At 46.4% G+C, this 23484-nt stretch carries 27 protein-coding genes; 14 read left to right on the forward strand and 13 right to left on the reverse strand.

All coding sequences use genetic code 11. From position 1 onward, the window contains the following. Window positions 1–2: 2 nt before the first annotated feature. The 5 genes from menH to CYJ37_RS26070 all read left to right on the forward strand — a co-directional run bounded on the left by menH (window position 3) and on the right by CYJ37_RS26070 (window position 5657). Window positions 3–812, forward strand: a complete 810-nt coding sequence (gene menH / locus CYJ37_RS26050) for a 2-succinyl-6-hydroxy-2,4-cyclohexadiene-1-carboxylate synthase (RefSeq protein ID WP_009795313.1) — start codon at window positions 3–5, stop codon at window positions 810–812. 16 nt (window positions 813–828) lie between these two features. Further along, a complete protein-coding gene (gene menB / locus CYJ37_RS26055; RefSeq protein ID WP_009795312.1) occupies window positions 829–1647 on the forward strand; it encodes a 1,4-dihydroxy-2-naphthoyl-CoA synthase in 819 nt (272 codons plus the stop codon). Window positions 1648–1740: 93 nt separating this feature from the next. Continuing rightward, the gene (locus tag CYJ37_RS26060; protein ID WP_101552954.1) at window positions 1741–3228 is read left to right on the forward strand and encodes an o-succinylbenzoate--CoA ligase; all 1488 of its coding nucleotides are present in this window, start codon (window positions 1741–1743) and stop codon (window positions 3226–3228) included. Beyond that, window positions 3225–4334, forward strand: coding sequence for an o-succinylbenzoate synthase (menC, locus tag CYJ37_RS26065; protein ID WP_101552956.1), 1110 nt, complete (start codon window positions 3225–3227; stop codon window positions 4332–4334). The genes CYJ37_RS26060 and menC overlap by 4 nt, the downstream gene beginning before the upstream one ends. A 636-nt stretch (window positions 4335–4970) precedes the next feature. Then, complete coding sequence (locus CYJ37_RS26070) at window positions 4971–5657, forward strand: hypothetical protein (RefSeq protein ID WP_101552958.1); 687 nt, start codon at window positions 4971–4973, stop codon at window positions 5655–5657. Between the two features lie 44 nt (window positions 5658–5701). Here CYJ37_RS26070 and CYJ37_RS26075 read toward each other — a convergent pair whose 3' ends face one another. The 4 genes from CYJ37_RS26075 to CYJ37_RS26090 all read right to left on the reverse strand — a co-directional run bounded on the left by CYJ37_RS26075 (window position 5702) and on the right by CYJ37_RS26090 (window position 9530). Continuing rightward, entirely contained in the window at window positions 5702–5857 is a 156-nt protein-coding gene (locus CYJ37_RS26075) for a DUF1540 domain-containing protein (RefSeq protein WP_009795307.1), read from the reverse strand. 84 nt (window positions 5858–5941) lie between these two features. Beyond that, window positions 5942–6991: a cytochrome d ubiquinol oxidase subunit II gene (locus CYJ37_RS26080; RefSeq protein ID WP_101552960.1), complete on the reverse strand. Its 1050-nt coding sequence runs from the start codon at window positions 6989–6991 to the stop codon at window positions 5942–5944. Between the two features lie 13 nt (window positions 6992–7004). Beyond that, complete coding sequence (locus CYJ37_RS26085) at window positions 7005–8366, reverse strand: cytochrome ubiquinol oxidase subunit I (protein ID WP_022544313.1); 1362 nt, start codon at window positions 8364–8366, stop codon at window positions 7005–7007. A 150-nt stretch (window positions 8367–8516) separates the two neighbouring features. After that, window positions 8517–9530, reverse strand: a complete 1014-nt coding sequence (locus tag CYJ37_RS26090) for a metal ABC transporter solute-binding protein, Zn/Mn family (RefSeq protein ID WP_101552961.1) — start codon at window positions 9528–9530, stop codon at window positions 8517–8519. A gap of 220 nt (window positions 9531–9750) precedes the next feature. On the opposite strand from CYJ37_RS26090, the gene CYJ37_RS26095 reads away from it, so the two are divergent. Next, complete coding sequence (locus tag CYJ37_RS26095; protein WP_009795303.1) at window positions 9751–10314, forward strand: beta-class carbonic anhydrase; 564 nt, start codon at window positions 9751–9753, stop codon at window positions 10312–10314. Here CYJ37_RS26095 and yidD read toward each other — a convergent pair whose 3' ends face one another. Continuing rightward, window positions 10315–10542, reverse strand: a complete 228-nt coding sequence (yidD, locus tag CYJ37_RS26100; protein ID WP_022544312.1) for a membrane protein insertion efficiency factor YidD — start codon at window positions 10540–10542, stop codon at window positions 10315–10317. Window positions 10543–10720: 178 nt separating this feature from the next. On the opposite strand from yidD, the gene CYJ37_RS26105 reads away from it, so the two are divergent. Beyond that, on the forward strand, window positions 10721–11194 hold the full coding sequence (locus CYJ37_RS26105; RefSeq protein ID WP_009795301.1) for an S-ribosylhomocysteine lyase: 474 nt from the start codon (window positions 10721–10723) through the stop codon (window positions 11192–11194). Window positions 11195–11247: 53 nt separating this feature from the next. Here the strand turns inward: CYJ37_RS26105 and cls are convergent, their stop codons facing one another. Next, window positions 11248–12756: a cardiolipin synthase gene (cls, locus tag CYJ37_RS26110; RefSeq protein WP_374703169.1), complete on the reverse strand. Its 1509-nt coding sequence runs from the start codon at window positions 12754–12756 to the stop codon at window positions 11248–11250. 60 nt (window positions 12757–12816) lie between these two features. After that, entirely contained in the window at window positions 12817–13002 is a 186-nt protein-coding gene (gene ytzI / locus CYJ37_RS26115; protein WP_022544311.1) for a YtzI protein, read from the reverse strand. Between the two features lie 202 nt (window positions 13003–13204). Here ytzI and CYJ37_RS26120 point away from each other — a divergent pair, with 202 nt between their 5' ends. Continuing rightward, entirely contained in the window at window positions 13205–13642 is a 438-nt protein-coding gene (locus tag CYJ37_RS26120; RefSeq protein WP_009795298.1) for a Dps family protein, read from the forward strand. 117 nt (window positions 13643–13759) lie between these two features. Here CYJ37_RS26120 and CYJ37_RS26125 read toward each other — a convergent pair whose 3' ends face one another. Then, entirely contained in the window at window positions 13760–14017 is a 258-nt protein-coding gene (locus CYJ37_RS26125) for a DUF6154 family protein (RefSeq protein ID WP_009795296.1), read from the reverse strand. Window positions 14018–14193: 176 nt separating this feature from the next. On the opposite strand from CYJ37_RS26125, the gene CYJ37_RS26130 reads away from it, so the two are divergent. Then, window positions 14194–14523, forward strand: a complete 330-nt coding sequence (locus tag CYJ37_RS26130; RefSeq protein WP_009795295.1) for a hypothetical protein — start codon at window positions 14194–14196, stop codon at window positions 14521–14523. A gap of 424 nt (window positions 14524–14947) precedes the next feature. On the opposite strand, the gene CYJ37_RS26135 is transcribed toward CYJ37_RS26130, so the two are convergent. Next, complete coding sequence (locus tag CYJ37_RS26135; protein ID WP_022544309.1) at window positions 14948–15832, reverse strand: DUF6612 family protein; 885 nt, start codon at window positions 15830–15832, stop codon at window positions 14948–14950. A gap of 326 nt (window positions 15833–16158) precedes the next feature. On the opposite strand from CYJ37_RS26135, the gene ytkD reads away from it, so the two are divergent. Next, window positions 16159–16626: an RNA deprotection pyrophosphohydrolase gene (ytkD, locus tag CYJ37_RS26140; RefSeq protein WP_101552965.1), complete on the forward strand. Its 468-nt coding sequence runs from the start codon at window positions 16159–16161 to the stop codon at window positions 16624–16626. A 361-nt stretch (window positions 16627–16987) separates the two neighbouring features. Here the strand turns inward: ytkD and CYJ37_RS26145 are convergent, their stop codons facing one another. Genes CYJ37_RS26145 through CYJ37_RS26155 form a run of 3 tightly spaced genes read right to left on the reverse strand, consistent with a single transcriptional unit; the run spans window position 16988 to window position 19581 of the window. After that, window positions 16988–17791: an ABC transporter permease gene (locus tag CYJ37_RS26145; protein WP_009795291.1), complete on the reverse strand. Its 804-nt coding sequence runs from the start codon at window positions 17789–17791 to the stop codon at window positions 16988–16990. Further along, window positions 17778–18548, reverse strand: coding sequence for an ABC transporter ATP-binding protein (locus tag CYJ37_RS26150; protein WP_009795290.1), 771 nt, complete (start codon window positions 18546–18548; stop codon window positions 17778–17780). Before CYJ37_RS26150 ends, CYJ37_RS26145 begins: the two co-directional genes overlap by 14 nt. Window positions 18549–18585: 37 nt before the next feature. Then, window positions 18586–19581, reverse strand: coding sequence for an ABC transporter substrate-binding protein (locus CYJ37_RS26155; protein WP_009795289.1), 996 nt, complete (start codon window positions 19579–19581; stop codon window positions 18586–18588). Window positions 19582–19725: 144 nt separating this feature from the next. Here CYJ37_RS26155 and CYJ37_RS26160 point away from each other — a divergent pair, with 144 nt between their 5' ends. Together CYJ37_RS26160 and CYJ37_RS26165 are read left to right on the forward strand one after the other, a co-directional pair. After that, window positions 19726–20526, forward strand: coding sequence for an alpha/beta hydrolase family protein (locus CYJ37_RS26160; protein ID WP_009795288.1), 801 nt, complete (start codon window positions 19726–19728; stop codon window positions 20524–20526). Window positions 20527–20547: 21 nt separating this feature from the next. After that, a complete protein-coding gene (locus tag CYJ37_RS26165; RefSeq protein WP_009795287.1) occupies window positions 20548–20790 on the forward strand; it encodes a DUF2584 domain-containing protein in 243 nt (80 codons plus the stop codon). 60 nt (window positions 20791–20850) lie between these two features. Here CYJ37_RS26165 and CYJ37_RS26170 read toward each other — a convergent pair whose 3' ends face one another. Then, window positions 20851–21930 carry a citrate synthase/methylcitrate synthase gene (locus CYJ37_RS26170; RefSeq protein ID WP_101552966.1) on the reverse strand — a complete coding sequence of 360 codons (1080 nt, stop codon included), beginning with the start codon at window positions 21928–21930 and terminating at the stop codon, window positions 20851–20853. 110 nt (window positions 21931–22040) lie between these two features. Between CYJ37_RS26170 and CYJ37_RS26175 the strand changes: the two genes are divergently transcribed. Both CYJ37_RS26175 and CYJ37_RS26180 read left to right on the forward strand, forming a co-directional pair. Then, window positions 22041–22919 (forward strand): LysR family transcriptional regulator, encoded by an 879-nt coding sequence (locus tag CYJ37_RS26175; protein WP_094769583.1) that lies wholly within the window; start codon window positions 22041–22043, stop codon window positions 22917–22919. A gap of 72 nt (window positions 22920–22991) precedes the next feature. Next, complete coding sequence (locus CYJ37_RS26180) at window positions 22992–23438, forward strand: DUF4385 domain-containing protein (RefSeq protein WP_094769582.1); 447 nt, start codon at window positions 22992–22994, stop codon at window positions 23436–23438. Window positions 23439–23484 lie beyond the last annotated feature (46 nt).

Below are 23484 nucleotides of genomic sequence, written 5' to 3' on the forward strand. Positions count from 1 at the left end.
GAATGAAATTTGTAAGCGGCGGAGGCTCCTACCATGTCGAAATAGAAGGCAGCGGTTTTCCTCTAATCCTGCTTCACGGGTTCACAGGCGACCGTTCCACCTGGGACCCATTCATTCCCTGCTGGAAATCAGAATACATGCTCATATCCATAGATATCGCCGGACACGGAGACACTGTTATGCCTGCTTCGGAAGAAAGCTATACTGTCACTGCAGCTGCCCGGATGATCCATGAGCTGATGGAATCGCTGCAGATACCAAAGGCCGATCTATTGGGCTACTCAATGGGCGGGCGTCTGGCTTTGTCATTTGCCGCCCTATATCCCGGCAAAGTCAGAAAGCTGATCCTTGAGAGTGCTTCGCCTGGATTAGAGACTGCTGAAGAAAGAAAGAATAGGCGTAATCAGGATGAGCGGCTTGGGGAATACATAAAAGAGAACGGAATTGAAGCATTCGTTGATTACTGGGAAAACATCCCTTTGTTCAAAACGCAGAAAATGCTGCCGGCTGATGTCCAAATGCAGATCAGGGAGCAGCGGCTTCAGAACAGCCCCGAAGGACTTGAATTCAGCCTGAGGGGGATGGGGACAGGGGCCCAGCCATCTTGGTGGGGCAAGCTCCCGCATATAAAGGCAGACACCCTTCTGGTCACAGGCTCTGAGGATATAAAATTCTGCACCCTGGCTGAAAGGATGTCCAAGCTGATTCCAGTATGCCAATGGGAGACTGTATTTGGAGCCGGACATGCAATACATGTGGAAGAACCAGAAAAGTTTGGTACAATAGTAAGTGAGTTTTTGCAGAAATTATAAAAAGGAGGATTCCGTTATGACTGTAGAATGGATTGCTGGACGCAATTATGAAGATATTTTATACGAAACTTACAACGGAATTGCTAAAATCACAATTAACAGGCCAGAAGTACATAATGCCTTCCGTCCGAAAACCGTAATGGAGCTGATTGATGCTTTTGCTTATGCGCGCGATGATGCAAGCGTAGGTGTTATCATCCTGACTGGTGCAGGGGAGAAAGCATTCTGTTCCGGCGGCGACCAAAAGGTCCGCGGGCACGGCGGATATGTGGGCGAAGATGAAATCCCGCGCTTGAATGTCCTGGATCTGCAGCGACTTATCCGTGTCATTCCAAAGCCTGTCATTGCGATGGTAAAAGGCTATGCAATCGGTGGAGGCCATGTCCTTCATATCGTATGTGACCTGACTATTGCTGCTGATAATGCGGTCTTCGGACAGACAGGTCCTAAAGTCGGAAGCTTTGATGCAGGGTACGGATCAGGCTATCTGGCAAGAATCGTCGGCCATAAGAAAGCACGCGAAATCTGGTTCTTATGCCGTCAATACGGCGCACAGGAAGCTCTTGATATGGGGCTTGTCAATACAGTTGTGCCGCTTGAAAAAGTGGAAGAAGAAACAATTCAGTGGTGCGAGGAAATCCTTGAGAAGAGCCCGACAGCCATCCGCTTCCTGAAAGCAGCGTTCAATGCAGACACAGACGGACTGGCTGGAATTCAGCAGTTCGCCGGGGATGCTACGCTTCTTTACTATACAACAGATGAAGCGAAGGAAGGCCGCGATGCGTTCAAAGAAAAGCGCAAGCCGGACTTTGGGCAATTCCCGCGTTTCCCTTGATTAATAGGATAATAAAAACAGCTTGATGGCAAACCATCAGGCTGTTTTTCTATGGCATTTTAAAACGCTGGATATGCAAGGAAGGTGAAGCCAATGGGTGAATTTCTCCCGCAATTTTTAAAGAAAAGAGCCGATTTAACACCGGACAGGCACGCCCTCTATTTTGAAGGAAATGCCTATACTTTCAAACAATTATACGATGCAGCCTCCCAGGTGGCCGGAAAGCTGGCTGGTGCAGGGGCAGTCAGGGGCTCATATACCGGGGTGCTCCTGAAAAATCATTCTGATTCTGTCTTCATCCTGCTTGCCCTTCAGCTATTGGGAGCCACAGCGGTTATCCTGAATAACCGGCTGACTGCTGAGGAGATCGGCTGGCAGCTGGCAGATTCCAATGCTACGCTTCTGATTACAGAGGCAGCATTTACAGATAAAGCCCGGGAGCTGTCACTGGATGGCTGCAGCTTGGTGATGAAGGAGGTGCTCGCTGAACAGCCTTCAGCTGCCATTATGGCGGTGGAGGAAGTTTCGCTGGATCAAGTGTGCACCATTATGTACACCTCCGGGACGACCGGACATCCGAAAGGAGTTCTTCAGACATATGGAAACCACTGGTGGAGTGCCTCGGGATCAGCCTTCAATCTTGGCGTCAGGGAAGATGACTGCTGGCTGTGCGCCGTCCCTTTATTCCATATCAGCGGCTACTCCATCCTGATGAGAAGCCTGATCTACGGAATCCCCGTCGTTCTGCACGGATCTTTCAGCGAGGAGCAGATCATCACGGACATTCGGGAGAAAAAGGTGACGATCATGTCTGTCGTCAGCACAATGCTTTCAAGGCTTGCTGCTTCAATTGGAGATAACGGACTGCCATCTCATTTTCGCTGCATGCTTCTTGGCGGCGGACCCGCTGCGCGCGATCTGCTCGAAAAATGCACGGCAAAGGGTCTGCCAGTCTATCAAAGCTATGGCATGACTGAAACTTCATCCCAAATCGTGACACTTGCTCCTGAATACAGCTTCTCAAAGCTCGGTTCGGCCGGGAAGCCGTTATTTCCTTCCCAACTGAGAATCATGGAGGGAGACAGGGAAGCAGAAAGAGGCCAGGCTGGTGAAATTGCCGTTAAAGGACCTAATGTCACACCTGGATATTTGAACAGGGAAGCGGAGACGGCCAAGGCGATGAAGGACGGCTGGTTTTACACAGGAGATATCGGCATGCTTGATGAGGAAGGTTTTCTTTATGTACTTGACAGGAGATCCGACTTGATCATTTCCGGCGGGGAAAATATATACCCGGCAGAAATCGAGGGAGTGCTCACTTCACATCCTGCAGTTGCTGATGCAGGTGTCATCGGTGTGAAGGACCCGGATTGGGGAGAAGTGCCGGCTGCTTTCATCCAGACCATGAATGGTGCAGAACTGTCATCTCAAGAAATCGAGGAATTCTGCCTCGGAAAGCTGGCAAAGTATAAAGTACCGAAAGCCTGCTATTTCGTTGAAGAAATTCCGAGGAATGCATCGCGAAAAATTTTGCGAAGAGAGCTGCGCACCATGCTGGGGAAGGGCGGAGAAGAATCATGAATATAAAAAAGGCTGTATTGCATGTGATCAGCATGCAGCTGAAAAAGCCTTTTTCCACCCATCTTGGCACCGTCAGCAGCAGGGAAGCCATTATTATCGAGCTGATAGACAGGGACGGATTGAGCGGATTTGGAGAAGCGGTTGCTTTTTCTTCTCCTTGGTACACGGAAGAGACTGTCAGGACATGCTATCATGTCATCAAGGATTTTCTCATTCCTTTGCTGAAGGAGAATCCCGGCCTGAAGGCGGAAGATGCTCACATCCTGTTCAGCTCTGTGAGGCGAAACCAGATGGCAAAGGCGGGACTGGAGTCAGCATTATGGGACCTCCAGGCCAAACAGGAAGGAAAGCCGCTCCATTCTCTGCTGGGAGGAACGAGAAGCCTGATTGGCTCTGGTGTCGCTGTGGGTGCAAAAACCGTAAAGGAAAGTCTCCTGCAGATCGAAGGATTTCTTCAGCAAGGCTACAGGCGCATCAAGGTGAAAATCAGTCCGGAAAATGATCTGCAGCTGTTATCAGCTATCCGGAAAGAATATCCTGATATCGACCTGATGGCCGATGCCAATTCCGCTTATACGCTCAAGGATAAAGACAGGCTGAAGGCACTTGATGAATTCAGGCTGCTGATGATTGAACAGCCGCTTGCCCATGATGATATTATCGACCATAGTGTCCTGCAAAAAAGCATCAGCACCCCGATCTGCCTGGATGAAAGCATTGTCTCTTTCAGTGATGCGAGGAAGGCAGCTGAGCTTGGCAGCTGTAAAGTGATCAATATTAAACCCGGCCGGGTCGGCGGATTATCAGAGTCTAAGCAGATCCATGATTATTGCCTGCAGAATGGAATTCAGGTATGGTGCGGCGGCATGATTGAATTCGGCGTTTCAAGGGCCCATAATATCGCTCTCGCTTCACTGCCGGGTTTTGAGATACCAGGGGACATATCAGGCTCTGAGCGCTACTGGGAACAAGATATCATCACGCCCGGAGTCACTGTGGAGGATGGTTTTATAAATGTTCCTGAGGGGCCGGGAATAGGCTTTGAAATAAACAGGCGCAGGCTGGCGGAAGTGACATTGAAGAAAGAAGCTGTGTCATTCGTTTAAACCTCAAAAAACAGGCACTTGCTTAATAGCAGTGTCTGTTTTAAATATAAGGCTCTGTTAAGGTCTGTTGTTGATTTTTTGATTGGATGGAAAGATAAAAAAGGAAGTCTTATCCTTATTTGAGTGACCATAGAGCCTTAAAATAAGCGGAGATTTTCCGGTTAGGATGCTTAATATGGCACTGGTGGGTGTAAATAAGCGGAGAATTTCCGGTTATGGTGAGCGAAGTTGCCCACTTTCCTGTTTTTTGATCCGATAGCCGTAATTTCTCCGTCTATTTAAGCTATTTTTAGAGATTTTTTGAATTTAGGGGGAATTCTTCCGCTTATTTTTCAACCTATCACCGGTTCCCTTATTCAGGTCCGGGAAGTCGCCCTTTTTTGGCTGGGCGGGGATTGCCCTTTTATAGATTTTGATTATAGGGCGGGTCAGTTTAACGCAAATATTAAAAAATAGAACTCCCACAAATCAGGAATTGAACTTTGAATATAAAGGAATATTCACCGCAAGGTTATATATTAATACACTCCCCAATTCCTTTAGTCTGCTCCCCATTTTATCCTCAAACAACTCATGTTTACCATAACCCGGCATAGTGAATGAGAATAATATAGATAACAGAAAGGAGGTTAATCTATGGTGCATAAACTAACTGCTGCTGTTCTTCTTGCTGCCCTTTTAGCCGGATGTTCAGAAGGCGGGTCAGGGGATGGTACAAAGGAAGAAGCAGATGCCGTGGAAGAAACAGCCAGTCCTGAGAATGTAAATGGACAGCAGCCAGAAGGCGGAAAGGAAGGTCAGGTAGAAGAGCATGAAAAAAATGATGAGCCAATTGAACAATCGGCAGAAGAAATGGCAAAGAGCATTGTGAAGGCGCTGGAAAATGAAAACTACGGCGCAATCTCAGAATACGTCTCTAAAGAGAAGGGTCTGTTGATTTCACCATACGAATTTATTGAAAGCGATGCAGTCGTCTTGTCTAATGAAGAGATGGAGAATCTAAGCAGCATTGAAAAAGAATATTTGTGGGGATACCATGATGGAAGCGGCAAGCCCATCCGGTCGGTGCCGCAGGCTTATTTTGACCGGTATAAAGGATTTACAGAGCCGGATCAGATCATATTGGGGGATGTGCAGCAGAGAGGCAACACGAAGAATAATATTAAAGAAGTCTTTCCTGATTCAAAAACGGTAGAGTTTTATCAGAATGGAACAGATAAATATGGAGGGATGGATTGGAGGAGTCTGTACTTGGTATTTCAGCAAAGTGCAGAAGGCAAGCTGAAATTGTCTGCGCTGGTTACAGGAGAATGGACTATTTAAAAGCCAGGCCAGGACAAATTTCCCGGCTTGGCGTTTTACATTTCCTATTCATGCGGCTTGAAGGTTTTGCAGTCCGTTTCATGGCTGTTCTCGGCCTGTTCGCCATGATGGCTGACAACATAAATCTGGTCGGCGCCGCAGTTATTCCCTTTTTTCCAGTAGGTGCAGTTGTTTACTTCACATAGTACATCCTGTGCCATCTGTATTCACTCCTTAAAGTATTTGATACAGCATTAGCTTTTGCTGCCCGGCTGGTGGGAATACGTGACAGAAAAAGGGAAGCTTTAGTTCGGCTGTTTGCTGCCCTTTTGCCTCAGGTAGCGTTTGTCTTTCATAAAAAGGCTCCAGAAGTAGACAAAACCCGGGAAAAGAATGGCAAAGCCTGCAATATAGGTGGCAAACACGGCCCTGAATGAATTGGGGTCTGTAAACCCTGATTCAATGGTGACCTCAGGATAGACCATGTATGGGAGATGTGCCTTTCCGTAAACAAAACTGGCTGCCAAATATTGCAGTGTGACAGCGATGACAGCAAGCCTTGGGATTCCTTTCGTCCCTTTTTTTGTAACTGAAGGCAGGAGCAGCGCCAGGATTCCCAGTAGAAATAAACCTACTGACAGCATCAGAATGGGCATATCCTCGATCATTTTATTATACAGCCAGGCAGCTTCAAGGCTGAGGGTATGCATAATGACAACACCCATTAAGAGCGATACGGGCCCGATCATCAGGGCATCCCGGCGGTAAACATAGTAAGCATCCATTTCATCCGCTGCCTTGGAATAATCGGCCAGAAGAAGAGAAGAAAGAAACAGAGTGCTGCTGACGGCAAAGCCGAAAAAGGCATACTCGTTTTGGCTTGTGAAAAGCTTGGCCAGATTAAGCGACTGGCCGCCATCTGAAAAGTCAATATAATCGCCGTGTGTAATCGGCAGCACACTGATCAATAGGCCGGGAATCAGAATCCCCGAAATCCCGGATATGATGGTGAGCGGCTTTTTATAGTCACTCGCAATGTTCGAGAACACAAGAAATGCGCTTCGGATGGCCAGCAATAAAAGGATCATGCTCCCAGGTACAAGCAGCACGGTGCCCAATGTGTAAGCTGCGCCCGGAAACAGGCTGTATATTGCAACGACGAGTGCCACAATGAAAGTGTTCGTCACTTCCCATGTCGGGGAAAGATAGCGGTTGGCGATGTTAGTGGCCTTTGTTTTGGTCCTTTTCATATAGACCATCGACCAAAAGCCGGCGCCGAAATCCATCGTTGCCATGACAGCATAGATGAATACAAATCCCCACAGGATTGTGATGGCTAATAGAGCATCTGACATGCTTTCTCACCCCTTATGTATTGGAGCCATACAGCGGGACTCCCTTTTCCTTGGTCCGGTTGATATCGTCGAGTACCGTATTTCTTTTGAAATAATACAGAAGCACCAGTACAACCGTCAGTCCGAGAATGACATAAACGGCAGCAAAAAGGACAAATAAGATGCCAAGGTTCCCGGCCGTCGTTACCGAATCCTCAGTTGACAGTACCCGGTAAATTGTCCAGGGCTGTCTGCCTGTGCAGGCGAAAATCCACCCGAATTCAATCCCGAGGACAGCGGCAGGGCCGGACAGCACAAACGCCCACATAAATATTTTTGGGAACCTGTCTTTTTTTAAGAATTTATTCCAGAAAAACGCTACAAAGGAAAGGAGGATCAGCAGACTGCCTATGGCCACCATCCCATTGAAGAGCGTATGGACAAAAAGCGGCGGCCACAATTCTTCCGGAAAATCGTTCAGGCCGATGACCACTGTGTCAAAGCTGTTTCCTGCCAGAAAGCTGAGCGCCCATGGAATTTCAATGCCCCATTTTACCTCCTGTGTCTCCCGGTCGGTAAAGCCTCCGACTGCAAGCGGGGCATGTGACTGCGTCTCAAAAAGCCCCTCCGCGGCAGCGAGTTTTTCCGGCTGGTACTCATGGAGATACTGGGCGGAAGCATGGCCGTTCAAGGCAGTCAGCAATGAGAAAATGCCGCCGACAATCAGGCTCAGCATGAGTGCTTTTTTATGAAAATCATATACCCTTGTCCCGAACTTATTGCGCAGCATCTTAAAAGCAGCCACAGACGCGACTACAAAGGCGCCTGTTGTATAGGCAGAAACAGCCACATGGCCTGCTGTCACGAGAAAGCTTGGATTGAAGAAGGCTGCCCAGGGATCAATGTCTACAATTTCTCCGTTTTCAATCCTGAAGCCCTGCGGTGTCCCTTCAAAGGCATGGACATTTGTTATCAGGACAGCAGAAGCAAATGCACCGAGTGCAACGAGGACAAGGCTCGAAATCCTCATCCACGGAGGGATCCGTTCAGCAGCATAGACATAAATGGACATAAACAATGCTTCAATGAAAAAGGCATAAATCTCAATCTGGAACGGAAGGGCCATGACCCGCCCAATCACTTCCATAAAGCCCGGCCAAAGCAGGGAGAGCTGAACGCCCGCAATGGTTCCTGTCGGAATGCCGACTCCGAGGAGGACAGCAAAGGCTTTTGTCCAGCGCTTTGCCATGATGACATAGTCATGGTCCTTTGTTTTCTGATAAATAAGCTCTGCTGTCAGCATCATCAGCGGAAGCCCAACGCCGATTGTCGCGAAAATAATATGGAAACCCATTGTTGTCCCAAACAGAGAGCGCGCAATTACCAAGTCATTCATATTTATCTTCCTTTCGCCAATTCTTCCATTTACATAGTGTCTGCGATTCATTCTGGAATATGTAAACATTTCCTTGAAAACAGAAAGAAAATGACAGGTGAATTTCGCTCATATAAAAAAGCAGCAGGAATATTACCTGCTGCTGTATCCTTAATTATTCAAGGCTTTCTCTATCCCTTTCAGGTTGTTTTCCATCAGGGTAAAGTAGGTTTCTTTATTATCGATATTTTCATCTGTCAGCACAGACAAATTATGAAGCTGCAGCGATTTGGCGCCAACTTCATTCTGGACGATTTCCGTCAGTTTTGAGCTTACATTCTGTTCAAAAAAGATATAGTTCAAGCCATGCTCCCTGGCTGTTTTGATAATGTTTTCCAATTCCTTCTGTGTTGGTTCATTGGATGTGGAGAGACCTGAAACACTGATTTGCTCTAAACCATATCTTTTCTCCCAGTATCCGTATGCTGCATGGGAGACAATGATTTCTTTATGTTTTGCAGAATCAATAGTTTCCTTAAATTCATGGTGGAGGGAATCCAGTTCAGCGGCAAGCTTTTGGAAATTTTCTTCAAATTCCTTTTGGCGCTCCGGCATCTTCTCTGCCAGCTCATCTTTAATAGCTTCAGCCAGATCGGCAGCATAAAGAGGATCAAGCCATACGTGAGGATCAACATCGCCATGATTGTGTCCATCATCTTCATGGCTGTGTCCGTCATCTTCATGGCTGTGTCCGTCTTCTTCATGGCCTTCCGCTTCTGTTCCTTCTTCATGGGCGTGCCCATCTTCTGTACCGGCCATATCAATATTTTCTCCTGCCGCCAGCAATGTTACATTCTCATTCTCGAGGGTGCCTTCGGCTTTGCTCACAAATCCTTCAAGGCCAAGGCCGATGTAAATGAACAGATCTGAATCGGCAAGAGCCATCATATCCTTTTGCGAGGGTTCGAATGTGTGCTCGTCAGCTCCCGGAGGATAGATGGTTTGGGCATCTACATAGCTGCCGCCAATTCTTTCCGCAAAATATTGGAGCGGATATACCGTTGTATACACATTCAGCTGATTTTTTGTATTTTCCTCCGCCTGGTCTGCATTTCCGTCCCCGCAGCCCGCCAGAAAAAGGCTGACCGGCAGCAATAGGGTGAGGAGCATGATTAACTTTCTCATAATAACCGCCTTTCATAAGTAAACCGTATTTATTTCGATTTGATTGTGATACATGATCATATGTTCTTAATGTTGATTATATAATACGTAATCGTTACGATTTTACTAAGTAATCTTACAAAATTTTTCTGTGAAAAGCAAGGGAAAAATTTTGTCTAAGAGAACGGGATTATGTATGCTAGAAGGTAGTGAATCATTATAAAGCCTACAGGAGGATATTATGAAACTGTTACAGCAAATATTAGACCATAACAAGGATTTCGTTGAAAATAAGCGTTACGAGGAGTTTGCAACAACAAAGTTTCCCGATAAACGGATGGTGATCCTGACATGTATGGACACAAGGCTGCTTGAGTTATTGCCAAAAGCCATCAATGTTGCGAATGGGGATGTCAAAATCATCAAGAATGCAGGTGCGCTTGTGGCCCATCCGTTTGGCAGCATTATGCGAAGCATCCTGGTGGCTGTTTATCAGCTGCAGGCGGACGAAGTTTTCGTCATCGGCCATCATGACTGCGGAATGAGCGCCATCAAGCCGGAGCTTGTGATTGAAGAAATGAAGAAGAGAGGCGTGGACGAGTCTGCCTTTGAAACGCTGGCATATTCAGGGATCAATGTAGAAGAGTTCCTTAAGGGATTCAGCTCCGTAAGCGAAAGTGTCGCCCACAGCGCCGATATGATCAAAAAGCACCCGCTCATGCCGAAGGATGTACCGGTCCATGGCCTTGTCATCAATCCGGAAACAGGAAAACTGGACCTGGTGGTTGACGGGTACGGGCAATAGTCATTTCTCGTTTTTCTCAGGAACAGGATCAAAGCCTCCAGGATGGAATGGGTGGCATTTGGTTATTCTGCGCACAGCAAGCCAGCCCCCTTTAAAGGGGCCAAATCTTTTGACGGCCTCCAGGCCATAATGGGAGCAGGTCGGGTAAAAACGGCAGGACGGCGGCTTAAGGGGCGAAATGGCAATCTGATAAAAACGGATCAGTCCGATCATCATCTTTTGAAGCATGTACTGCCTCATCCTTTCCACATCATAATTATTGATTATACTGTTTTGGAATCATAAGAGTCCATCTGCATGCATAGTTATGCTGGTAACGGACTGGGAATTTTATTCTATATTAATTTGATGAAAATAGTCGGCTTTTGCGTTATAATTGAAATTAAGACTTATAAGGAGTGATTACATGCCTTCAGTAGAAAGCTTTGAATTAGATCATAATGCCGTTAAAGCTCCATATGTAAGACATTGCGGTGTCCACAAAGTGGGAAGTGACGGAGTTGTTAATAAATTCGATATCCGCTTCTGCCAGCCAAACAAGCAGGCGATGAAGCCGGACACCATCCATACGCTTGAACATCTGCTTGCTTTTAATATCCGTACCCATGCAGAGAAATACGATCATTTCGATATTATTGATATTTCTCCAATGGGCTGCCAGACTGGCTACTATCTTGTTGTCAGCGGGGAGCCGACAGTGGAAGAAATCATTGATTTGCTTGAAGATACATTAAAGGATGCTCTTGAGATCACTGAAATTCCGGCTGCAAACGAAAAACAGTGCGGCCAGGCCAAGCTACATGACCTTGAAGGGGCAAAGCGTCTTATGCGCTTCTGGCTGGATCAAAGCAAGGAAGATCTGAAGCAAGTATTTGCTTAATAGAACGCAGTGCGCAAAAACCGGCATAATGCCGGTTTTTTTGCTGTCAGCTATTATAAAATGGGCGACAGCAGCCTCGATATGGATTCTTTAAGGCGGATGTAAAAACTTCTTTTGCTGTAGCGCTCTGCATCCATCAGGCTGGAAAGTTCAATATCATCACGGAATTTGCCGGCAAGCTGGCCGGATACCTCTTTATCATATATAAAGGCATTGACCTCAAAATTCAGCCGGAAGCTTCTTACATCTATGTTGGCTGTACCGACGGAAGAAATCTTTTCATCGACCACAATGGTTTTGGCGTGAATGAAACCATTATCATAAATATAAATTTCTGCTCCGGTTTTCAGCATTTCCCCGATGTATGAGTAAGTTGCCCAATAGACAAACATATGGTCCGGCTTATTCGGAATCATGATTTTTACTTTTACCCCAGAAAGTGAAGCAATCCGAAGTGCATCAAGCAGGCTCGCATCAGGGATGAAGTACGGCGTCTGGATCATAATGCTCTCCTTAGCCGAGCTGATCATCTTGATATAGCCATTTTTAATCTGTTCCCATTCTGAGTCAGGACCGCTGTTGACGATTTGGATCCCGATATTTCCGCTGCCGGCGCTTTCCGGAAAATACCGGGTATGATAATGGATATCATGGCGGTGTGACGCCTGGTTCCAGTCAAGGATGAATCTTGTCTGGATGGCGTGGACAGCCTCTCCGGTAATCCTCAGGTGGGTATCCCTCCAATAGCCGAAGGAAGGATCCAGTCCCAGATATTCATCTCCGACATTAAAGCCTCCCACATAGCCTACCTTGCCGTCTATGATGGCAAGCTTCCGGTGGTTGCGGTAATTGACCCTGATATTGATAAAAGGGAGCTTTGACGGGAAGAAAGCTTCCACTTCCCCTCCGGCTGCACGCAGCTCCCTGAAGAAACGTTTAGTCACGCCTCTGGAGCCCAATTCATCATACAGGACCCTGACCTTTACTCCTTCTTTTGCTTTTTCGGTTAAAAGGGAAACAAGCCCTTTGCCGAGGTTGTCCTTTTTAAAAATATAATACTGCAGATGGATATGATCCTGTGCCGATTTTATATCGCCGATTAAAGAATCGAATTTCTTCCTTCCGTCGGTAAATATCTCAACTTCGTTATCCTGGGTAAGGACGGCTTCATTATTGATCAAATGCATATAGATCAAATCATAGCTGTCCCTGATGGTTTCATTGCGAAAGGAAAACAATTGATTTTTAATTGATTGAACCTGCTGTCTGATCATTTCATCTATGCCGACCTTTTCCCGGTCCTCCCATTGAAACATCTTCCTTCGCGCAAGGTTCTGGCCAAACAGGAAATACATGATGAAACCAAGAATCGGTATGAAAAATAAGACCATCAGCCACGCCCAGGTGCCTCCTGCGTCCCTCCGCTCCAGGAAAATAACAATGATGGCAAAAATCACATTCAGCACAAAAATCAGACTGATAAATATCGAATAAACATCCATGAAAAACACTCTCCCTGCTAAGGCAAAACCGCTTGCATCCAGTAGTCTGACGGCCGGCATCAATAATAGGATAGTGCCGGCCGCTTATGCACCGTTTCAAATGGCAATTAGAATAGGTGTTTAAGCCTTGTTTTCTGTCTCTGTTTGCTCTGCTTCTGTATTTTCCCCCTCTTCATTTTTCAGGTGGGGGTTGTTCTCAATTGGATCGACGGTATGTTTATACGTATATGCCTTGGAGGTTGTGACTACACTCAGGAGCAGTACGACTAAAACAATAATGATGCTGATAATTAAAATGATATACATGATTTCCCTCCTTTTGAATAGACGGGAAGAACAGCTGCCCACATGCTTCTGTATTTTTCCCTTTAAATTGCCTGATAATCGCGGGTTTTCCAATATTCGTATTTTATCATGAAACATTGGCCTGGTGGGTTTTCATAAAAAAAGCAGCAGCATGTTTTTAAAAAACGGAGGGTGGGTACTATAAAGAAGGGAGGTTGATAGTATGTCAAATCAATTAGTACAAGCAGTTAATAAACAGGTGGCCAATTGGACGGTATTATATGTAAAGCTCCATAATTACCACTGGTACATAAAGGGCCGCCACTTCTTTACCCTTCATGAAAAATTTGAGGAGCTGTACAACGAGGCAAATGAACATATCGATGTTCTTGCTGAAAGGGTGCTTGCCCTGGAAGGCAGCCCTGTTGCTACGATGAGGGAATGCCTTGAAATGGCTTCTGTTGAAGAAGCGTCAGGCTCTGAAAAAGAAGAGGATATGGTCAGGAGCATCTGCAATGATTTCATCAAGATGGAGGATGAACTGCAAAGTGCCATCGAAATTGCTGAAGAGGCAAATGATGAGGGCACAGCGGATATGCTGCTGTCTGTGAAGCAGAGCTTGAAAAAGCATATTTGGATGTTCAAAGCATTCTTAGGATAAGGATAAAAAGCATCCGGCAGCTGCCGGATGCTTTTTTGGTATGCAAAAAAAGAAGAGAAAGGAGCAGCCTGGATATATGATACTACTGGCTTTTCCTTTCTCTATTTATGTATCAATTTAATGAATATTCCGCTGAGGAAATATCGGATGCCTTTCCTGGCCGTAGTCCTCATTGGCAAATTTGCCCTTCAGGCTTTCGATTAAATAAAGGCCCATCAGGCTGTAAAGCTCCTGCTTATCCATTTCCTTCAGGAGGGAAAGAAGGTCATCATAGCTCATTTCCTCAAGAAAAGCGAATGCAAGCATATCAATGTCTTCCTCATCCCCTGTCAGCTTTCCGCGGTACAATTCGTAGAGCTCGTCAACAATTTTCATATGGTACACCTCCTCAAGATGGATTGCTAATGTATATTCGCGGCGGCCAGGAAAAATCCTGCCCGCCAGTCTTTCTATATTATATTTAGTAAATACCCTTCATTATGAAAAGTATTCCCCGAGAATAAAATTGCCTTCCTTGAGGGAAACAAAGATAAGAAGGAAATAAAAAGGGGATGACCAGGATGGAAAATAGGAAAGTGTATTATATAAGCGTTGCCAGCGGAGAAATATCCCAGAGTTCGGACAGTTCGCCCTGGAATTTTAAAATAGAGGCCAATGACGAAGAAATCACCAGGCTTAGGGAGTATTTTGACCAGAATCACTCAACTGACTGGCAGAATTTCTTCCGTGCCCATGTTCCGTATGTCCAGTATCATTATGACCGGGAGAATGATGCCTATGATGAAGGCCTGGCCGGGGCATACAAAATGATTTATGAGCTTGGGGATGAAGAAGCCAGGAAGCATATTGATGAGATGGGTATTCTTGGGGGGAGAAATTAAAAAAGTTTCCTATACTTCGTTTCAGGCGAATGAGGAAGGTATAAGAAGTATCTTGTTACTACTGTGCTTTACGAATATATTTCTAACAGTCAAGTCTTTTCATTGGATCTGTTTTCCTGTCTGGCCTGCGGGGTACAGTTGCCCAATTTATTTCAAAGCCCTGTTGATTGGAGTGCAAGGCACGTAGACTCCTGCGGGATTGCAGCGGCAAAGCTGAGACCCCGCAGGAGGTACGACGAGGAGGCTCAGCGCCGCCCCGCGGAAAGCGAAGTGCCTGGAACGCAAATCAACAGCCCCATTAAAGGAAGGATTTTTTTAGTTGAACTTCAGCGCACGATGCCCTATGCAGGTAAAAAGACTTTTCACAATAAAATACAAAAAAGGGGCAAGGAAATCTTTCCCCGCCCCGATTATGTTTGCTATTTTACATCTCCATTTCAACTGCTGTGTCCAAAACCTCTTGAGGGATTGTGATTTCTTTTACCTCGTTGTAGTCTGAGTATTTGCCCTCGATTTTTTGATTGAGTGAGACTGTCTGCCCTTCAACTGCCATTTCCATAGTCATATCCATATTCAGTGATGAAGGATAGAAAGTTTCCTTATCAACCAGAATGGTGTAATCGACGTTTTCAATCTTCATATTGTTAAATACTTCTTCATCAGCAGCCATTTCCGGCGGCAGTGTATCAGCCATTGTTTCTTTCATAAGTTCAGTGAATTTTTCTCCTGATGCTTTCAGTTTGAGAATGAAATGATTGTCGTCCTGTTCAAATGTGAAGTCATCTGTAAATTCCTGCAGCTTTTTTAATTCTTCAGCCGGATTTGTCTGCTGACCGGACATTTGGATCAGCTGGTCTGACATTTCTTTGGGAAACTTCATCCATGTTTCTCCAGCAGGGTCATACATGAACATGCCTTCTTCAGTAAAATAGCTTTCAGTCTCATAAGTTTCACCGGACTGGTCCTGGGACATGGCCGTTTTTTGGTAAAAGGCCATTGGCTCTGTAACGACATCCATCTGGATATCAGAGCTGATATTCATGTTTTCTTCCTCCTGGCCGGCGCTGATCATCTGATCCATTGTCATATCGACCGAAAAGCTATTTAGGTTTTCTGAAGCCTCTGTCGTTTTATCCAAAACTTCCTCAAGCGTAAGGTCAGATTCATTCTCTGCTGTTTCGCCATTTTCTGCAGCCGTGCCATTTTCATCTGAGTTATTGCTCTCACTGACAGGGGCAGCCGTCTGGTTGCATGCTGCCAGCATGAATAAAAGGATAAGGCTAGCTGCTAATGATAGAATTTTTTTCAAAATATACACTCCTCTGTTAGTATTTGTTATCTTTTTTACGGACGGTTTGCCGAAAAGTTTCGAGAATTGCCTAATATGGTCCATTAAGCCTAAATATAAATATCCTGATTACGCTCCCTCCCTTTATAATACGCCCTATACAGGGATATTTATGTATCCACTGCGAGTTTCATAGGAAAATTGTATGGATTCACAGGTCCTTTCCCTATTTAGGAAGAGCTTAATCTGTTTTTATATGAAAAATTTACCTGTATGCGCTGCGAAAGTGGTTTCCTGCTGAAAGCTTCTTCTATAATAGAGAAAAAGGAAAACAGGAGTGGACTTGAATGGAAGTTTTCAAAGATTACAATGGGGGGACTGTCAGACTGTCTTTCCAGAAGGGATCATTCCTTGAAAAAGCAAAGCATGTCCTTGTCATATGCCGGTATGAAGATAGCTGGCTTCTGACGGATCACCAGGAGAGGGGCTGGGAGTTCCCGGGCGGAAAATGTGAAGCGGGAGAAACGATTGAAGAGGCAGCGAGGAGAGAGGTCCGGGAAGAGACAGGAGCCCTGCTTGATGATCTGCGGTTTATCGGCGAATATGAGGTAAAGCTGGATGGCCTGTCTTTTGTAAAGGCCATTTACTGGGGGCATGCAGCAGAGCTGGAGAAAAAGGATTCTTATCTGGAGACGGATGGACCGGTTCTATTTAAAGGGGATTTGCTGGCGGAGAGGATGGACAGCCGCTTCAGCTTCATCATGAAGGATGACGTGGTAAAAAGGAGCATTGAAATGGTGGAAGGACAGCTTTGAAGGGAAACAGCCTTCCGATTGGCAAGTGCATCAAAATTGGCGGTCGGAGGGTACTCCCAAGCCGGCAAGTCGGTATCTGCTGCGGTGCTTTCCCGCTTCATTTTTTTAGTTTTTAACATAAACGTTTTACCAATAAATATAAGCAGACTGCAACCTTGACCCAATTTTTTTAAAAAACTTTGTTGATTGGAGTGGAAGGCACGTAGACTCCTGTGGGAGATAGCGGCAAGGCTGAGACCCCACAGGAGCGGCAGCGACGAGGAGGCTCAGCGCCGCCCCGCGGAAAGCGAAGTGCCTGGAACGCAAATCAACAGCCCCATTAAAGGGCAGGGGAAAATTGAAACGACCAGGATGGCAACATTCAGCTTTTAATCAGTTTTTTCTCGAGCAGATCCACAAGCTGGTACATAATAGTGGCAAAGACAGCGATGATGAGGAGCGACAGCATGACAAGCGTAAAGTTGAATACCTGGAACCCGTAAATGATCATATAGCCAAGTCCTTTTGAAGAAACCAGGAATTCTCCGACAATCACTCCGACCCAGGACAGGCCGACATTGACCTTCAATGTGGAGATGATGACAGGGAAGGAAGCTGGAAGGATGGCTTCCTTAAAGCATTGGGCCCTGGTGGCGCCAAAGGTCTGGAGCACCTTCAGATAGTTGGGATCCACTTCCTTAAAGGATGTATAAACGACTATGGTTGTAATAATGACTGATATGATGGCGCCCATGGCGACGATGGATGTAAAGCTCGGACCGAGGGCAACAATCAGGATTGGCCCGAGAGCAACCTTGGGCATGGCATTCAGTATGACAAGATACGGATCCAGTATTTTCTGGATGATAGGAGACCACCAGAGAATGGCAGCCAGCAATGTGCCAAGGAAGGTTCCCAGGACAAAGCCGAACACAGTTTCCGAAAGGGTGATTCCGAGGTTGGCCAGGAGAGAGCCGTCGCTCAGCTTGGACAGGAACAGCTCCCATACCTTTGATGGCGAGCTGAAAATCAGCGGATTGATCCATTCGTTCCTGCTGAATATCTCCCAGCCGGCAAAAAAGAAAGCGAATATGACCAGCTGAAAAAAGCGGACCCGCCTTTTCTCGCTTCTCAGCCCCTTCTTGTATTCAAGATGCAGGGCTTCAATCCTGTTATTCTGACTCAAGGGACTCCATCTCCTTCCATACAGTCTGGAACAATGTAGAATATAAAGAATGGCTTCTGGCCTGAAAAGGGCTTAGATTCCGCAGTTCATCCGGGATGTGGAAGGTTTTATGGAGCCTTCCGGGGCGAGGGGAAAACATGAATATCCTATCGCTCATGGCAATGGCCTCGCCGATATCATGTGTCACAAGGATGGCCGTTTTTCCGAAAGCTTTCAGCGTGCCTGAGACAAGGTCTTCAAGCTTCAGTTTAGTCTGATAGTCAAGGGCGGAGAAGGGCTCGTCGAGCATCAGCAGCTTTGGTTCAGCAGCAAGGGTGCGCACCAGGGCCACCCGCTGGCGCATGCCTCCCGACAGCTGTTTGGGGAACTGTTTTTCAACACCGGATAATCCCATTTCAGCAAGCAGGCTGAAAGCATAATCCCTTTTGCTTCCGGTGTCTTCTCCTGCAAGCTTTAAGCCGATCAAGATGTTCTCCTCGATTGTTTTCCAGGGGAACAGATAGTCCTGCTGGAGCATATAACCGATCTTCCGTTCAGAAACATTGACTGGGCGCCCCTCAAGAGAGACCTTGCCCTCTGAGGGTTCTATAAGGCCTGCTATAATGGACAGAAGCGTAGTCTTTCCGCAGCCGCTTGGGCCAAGGAAGGAGACAAATTCCCCTTCCTTAATGCTTAAGGTAATATCAGAGAGGGCCGTGTTTGCAGTGTTTTTGGTAAAATAAGTATGATTGATCTGTTCAATCTCGAGAAAGTCCATTTTTTCACCCTCCGTTTCTTTAAATTCAGAGCCTTGCCTACTTCATCACTTTTTCGGCAATTTCTGTATTAACTAATGTTTCATGATCAATCCGTTTTGGAAGTTCGCCGGCCTCATCCATAATATCCTGGAGGTTTTTCCATTCCTCTTCATCCAATATAGGATCAGCTGCAAACGAGCCTTGGCTTCTGTAGCGGTCCACTACCATTTCGATGATGTCAAGGTCAGTGTCCTCGAAATATTTCTGGATTACTTCAGCTGTTTCCTGGGGCTCATGCGAATCAACCCACTGCTGTGCCTTATAGATTGCACGGGCAAATTTCTCAACCGTTTCACTGTTTTCTTTCATATAGCTTTCTTTTGCCATAAAGGTGGTATAAGGTACATGACCGGATTCTGTGCCAAAGGAGGCGACAATATGCCCTTTGCCTTCTTTTTCAAACACGCTGGCAGTCGGTTCGAAAAGCTGAACGAATTCACCTGTGCCTGAAGCGAAGGCTGGAGCGATATTGGCATAATCTACATTTTGGATCAGGTTTAAATCTTCCTGGGGATCAATTCCATGCTTCTTCAATACAAACTCCCCTACCATCTGAGGCATTCCGCCTTTGCGCTGGCCAAGGAAGGTTTTCCCCTTCAGCTGATCCCATGTAAAGTCGTCGATCTTTTCCCGGGATACGAGGAAGGTTCCATCTGTCTGTGTCAGCTGCGCAAAATTGATGACAGGATCATTTGTGCCCTGGCCGTATACATAGATGGAGGTTTCCGATCCGACAAGCGCCACATCTGCTCCATCCGAAAGAAGGGCTGTCATCGTTTTATCTCCGCCAGGGGTGGTTGTCAGTTTGACATCAAGGCCTTCTTCTTTGAAAAATCCCTTTTCAATGGCAACATATTGGGGAGCATAGAAGATGGAACGGGTAACTTCCGCAATCCTGACAGTCTGGACTTCGTCTTTGCCGCAAGCCGCCAGCGGCACCAGCAGTACAAATACAGCCAGCAAAGAAAAACCTATTTTTAAAGCTCTTTTCATGCTATTGCCTCCCGTGTGTAAAGGTGTGTGTTCTTATCTAAGCTATCGTATGATTTGGGCAAAAAATGTGTGAATGCCCAGGAACGGAAATTTAAAGGAAGGCTTTGTGCCTATTATTCTGCAGGGTTAAGGAGATGAGAATTGATGGAAGAAATGATTATAGACAGGCAGCGCTATCCTTCCCCAAACCCTGCCATTGAATTGAGCCTTATCACTTATACAGCCGGGGGATTAAAGATTAAAGGCCTGCTGGCAGAGCCGAAGGATGGGGAGATATATGATGGATTCCTTTATTTGCGGGGCGGAATCAAAAATGTGGGGAAAGTCAGGCCGGGGCGGATTGTCCAATTTGCTTCAGAAGGTTTTATTGTATTTGCGCCATTTTACCGGGGAAACCAGGGAGGGGAAGGGAATGAAGATTTTGCAGGTGAAGACAGGGAAGATGCATTTTCAGGCTTCCGCCTTCTTCAGAATCATCCCCGTGTAGATAAAGTCCATATTTTTGGCTTTTCCAGGGGAGGAGTCATGGCGCTCCTTGCAGCCATCCATCATCCTGAAGCGGCATCTGTCGTTACATGGGGCGGAGTCAGCGATATGGCATTGACGTATGTGGAGAGGAAGGATTTGCGGAGAATGATGAAGCGGGTAATTGGGGGAACACCGGTTAAATATCCTGAACGGTACGAAAGCAGGACCCCCCTCTATCATCTTGAGGATATGGGGCCTCCCGTGCTGATCATTCATGGAGCTAAGGACCACAATGTTTCTGTCGAGCACGCCTACAGGCTTGAAAAGCGGCTGAAGGCATTGGGGAAGCCGGTCGAGAGCTGGTATTTCAACGAATATACCCACTACTTCCCGCCGGCTGTCAACCGCAGGGTGGTTTCCGATTTAACTGCATGGATGAAAAAACAGGCTGAATACTGTACTATAAGAGTAGATTAGAGAATGAAGGAGAGATATCCTATGGGAATGCCTTTGGAATTAAATACAATGATTGTGACAAAGGGCAGGGAAACCAGGCTTGAAGACAATTATTTTACTCTTGAAAAAGAAGGCTACAGGATTTATCCGCTGGACATCCCCGTAGAAGTCCGCAAAACAAAAGAAGCTGATCTAAGCGGAACTGCCCTGATCAGGAAGCTTGAAATGCGAGATGGAAAAACACGCATCACTTATCAGCTGGTAGCACTGAATTCGACTAACTAAAAAGGCAGGCCCCTGTGATGGAGGCCTGTTCATTTTTTGTAAACGGCCGAAGAGGAAAGATTAGTGAAGCGGACCGATATACAGCGACTCTGGACGAAAGATCGCATTGTTGTCGGCCTGTTCAATTACGTGTGCTGTCCAGCCTGCTATCCGGGCAGCAGTGAATGTAGGTGTAAAGAGGGAGGAATCCATCTTCAGGGCTTTCATGATGGCTGCTGCGTAATATTCGACATTTGTATATAATGACCGGCCCGGCTTATATTCCCCCAGAAGCCTCAATGCTGTTTGTTCCGTTTCCAGCGCCATATCAAGCCATGTATCATAGCCGGCAAACTGCTGAAGCTTATCCTTTAATGCTGCTGCCCGCGGATCCAGCGTTTTGTATATGCGATGGCCAAACCCCATCAGCTTTTCCCCCCGCTCCAATTTCTCCCTGATGACAGCTTCTGCATCTCCCCGCTCCATTATTTCATCCAGCAGCTCTATCACTCCTGATGGAGCCCCTCCGTGAAGCGGGCCTTTCATTGTGCCGATTGCTGAAGTAATGGCTGAAATAAGGTCTGATTCTGTGGATGCAGTCACTCTTGCTGAAAAAGTCGAAGCATTCATCCCATGTTCCATTGTAAGAAGCAGATACGTCTCCAAAGCCTCTGAATGGGCCTTTTCAGGGATTTGTCCCTTCAGCATATAAAGATAATTGGCAGCATGGCCCACAGAGGGTTCAGGATCTACCGGCTGCTTCCCTTCCAGCAGCCGGCTCCTGAAAGCGATCATCACTGGTATGAGAGCGGTCAGCTGGACAGCCTGCCTTACTGCTGGCTTTTCCAGGCTTCCTCCTAGTGAGGATACAGCGGTTCTTAACACGTCCATCATGCTGAAAGACACGGGCATGGCTGTTATAATGCTGGCCACATGCGGAGGAATCGCCCTGAATGAGTGGAGTTCAGTCTTCAAATCGTCCAGTTCCCCGCGGGCGGGCAGGCGGCCATGCCAAAGCAGGAAAGCTGCTTCTTCAAAAGAGCACTTCCTGGTCAGTTCTCCGATTTCATAGCCCCGGTAAATCAGCTGTCCCTTCAATCCATCCACATGGCCAACGGAGGTTTCAGCAGCAATGATTCCTTTTAATCCTTTAGCAATCATTCTCATTCTCCTTTCCTTATCTGCTTTCATTGTATAAAATATTAATTATTAAGAAAATTAATTATTTTTAATTGAAATGATTAAGAAAATTAATCAGGAAGGGTGGAGCTATGGATTTAAGCTGGGTGACAACATTTATTGCAGCGGCAGAGACTGGCAGCTTCCGGAGAGCGGCAGACCTGCTTTATATCTCGCAGCCTACTGTTACAGTTCATATAAGGCAGCTGGAAAAAGAGACCGGGGCATCTCTTTTTGAACGGGGAGGCAGAAAGGTGGAACTGACCGAAGAAGGCAGAAGATATCTGGAACACTGCCGGAAGCTGATGGCTGTCCATCAGGAAAGCCTTGAAGATTTGCAGTCCATTTCACAGGGGTTCACTTCATCGCTGAATATTGCCATTTCCCCGCTTGTTGCTGATACCATCCTTCCATATGTACTGAAAAGCTATATAAAACAGCATCCAGAGGTCGAGATTTCAGTCGTCATCGCTGATTCTTCCGATATAGAAGGAGCTGTCAGCAAGGGGGTTGTGGATATTGGCCTTTCATGTCTTCCGGCCGCTGACCCGCAAATGATATCAGAGCTTCTATACAATGACAGGGTAATGCTTGTCGCCGGACATGACGGGAGAGATTCGGAAAGTGCCCCGCCCCTTGATGAAGAAGAGGTTCTCTTGTCTGCCTATCTTCTGACACATAACCACCCAGGCTATTGGGACCAGCTTTGCAGGGCGGTAAAGATTCGTTATCCCCGCGTGAAAATGATGCGGGTGTCGCAGACGCATATAACCAAGCGCTTTATAGCCGAAGGCCTTGGTGTATCTTTCCTGCCTGAGTCGACTGTGAGGCGGGAGCTTCTGGAAGGACGGCTATTGGAGGTAGAGTGCAGGAATATACAGCTGCCGGAAGCAGCTGCCTATGCAATCATGCGGTACAGCCATTCAAAGCAGAGGGAATTTTTAAGCTTTCTATCCAATTACAGAATCTAAAAGAGGGCAAACTGCTGCATGTTGTTTTGAAGCCTGGCTGAAAAGGAATGGATAAGCAGGGAGATGATAACAGTGGCATTTGATTATAAAATGGACTTTGAACAGATCGATTTCCGCAAAAATCCGGAGAAATACAGGGTTGGGAGAGGGGAGCAGGGGGTGCTGCTGGTCGAACCATATAAAAGTGAAATTCTTCCCCATTGGCGTTTCCGGACGCCGGAGATTGCAAAGGAGTCATCGGAAAAGATTTATCAGCTTTATTTGGAGTATAAGAAAAAAGGAGATTTTCCCGGCATGGACATGAGCCGTAAATTCATTCAGATGGGTTATACGCGTGCAAGGCGGTATGCGAATTATAAAGGCGGACGCAAGTATGATGATGATGGGGAGGTAAAGGAAAGGACCCTTGATGAGGAAAAAGCGGAGTCGGCACGTATTTTTAAGGAAAAATGGAACCTGATCAGAGAGGACCAGGAGTACCTGGAACTAAAAAAAGCCCATCAAAAGAAATATGGATAGAACAGCAAGCCGTGCCAGGATTCCGGGCACGGCTTGCTGCTTTTAC

Origin of the sequence: Bacillus sp. UMB0728, assembly GCF_002858875.1 — a bacterium.
In the GTDB taxonomy this organism is placed as follows: Bacteria; Bacillota; Bacilli; order Bacillales; family Cytobacillaceae; genus Bacillus_AB; species Bacillus_AB infantis.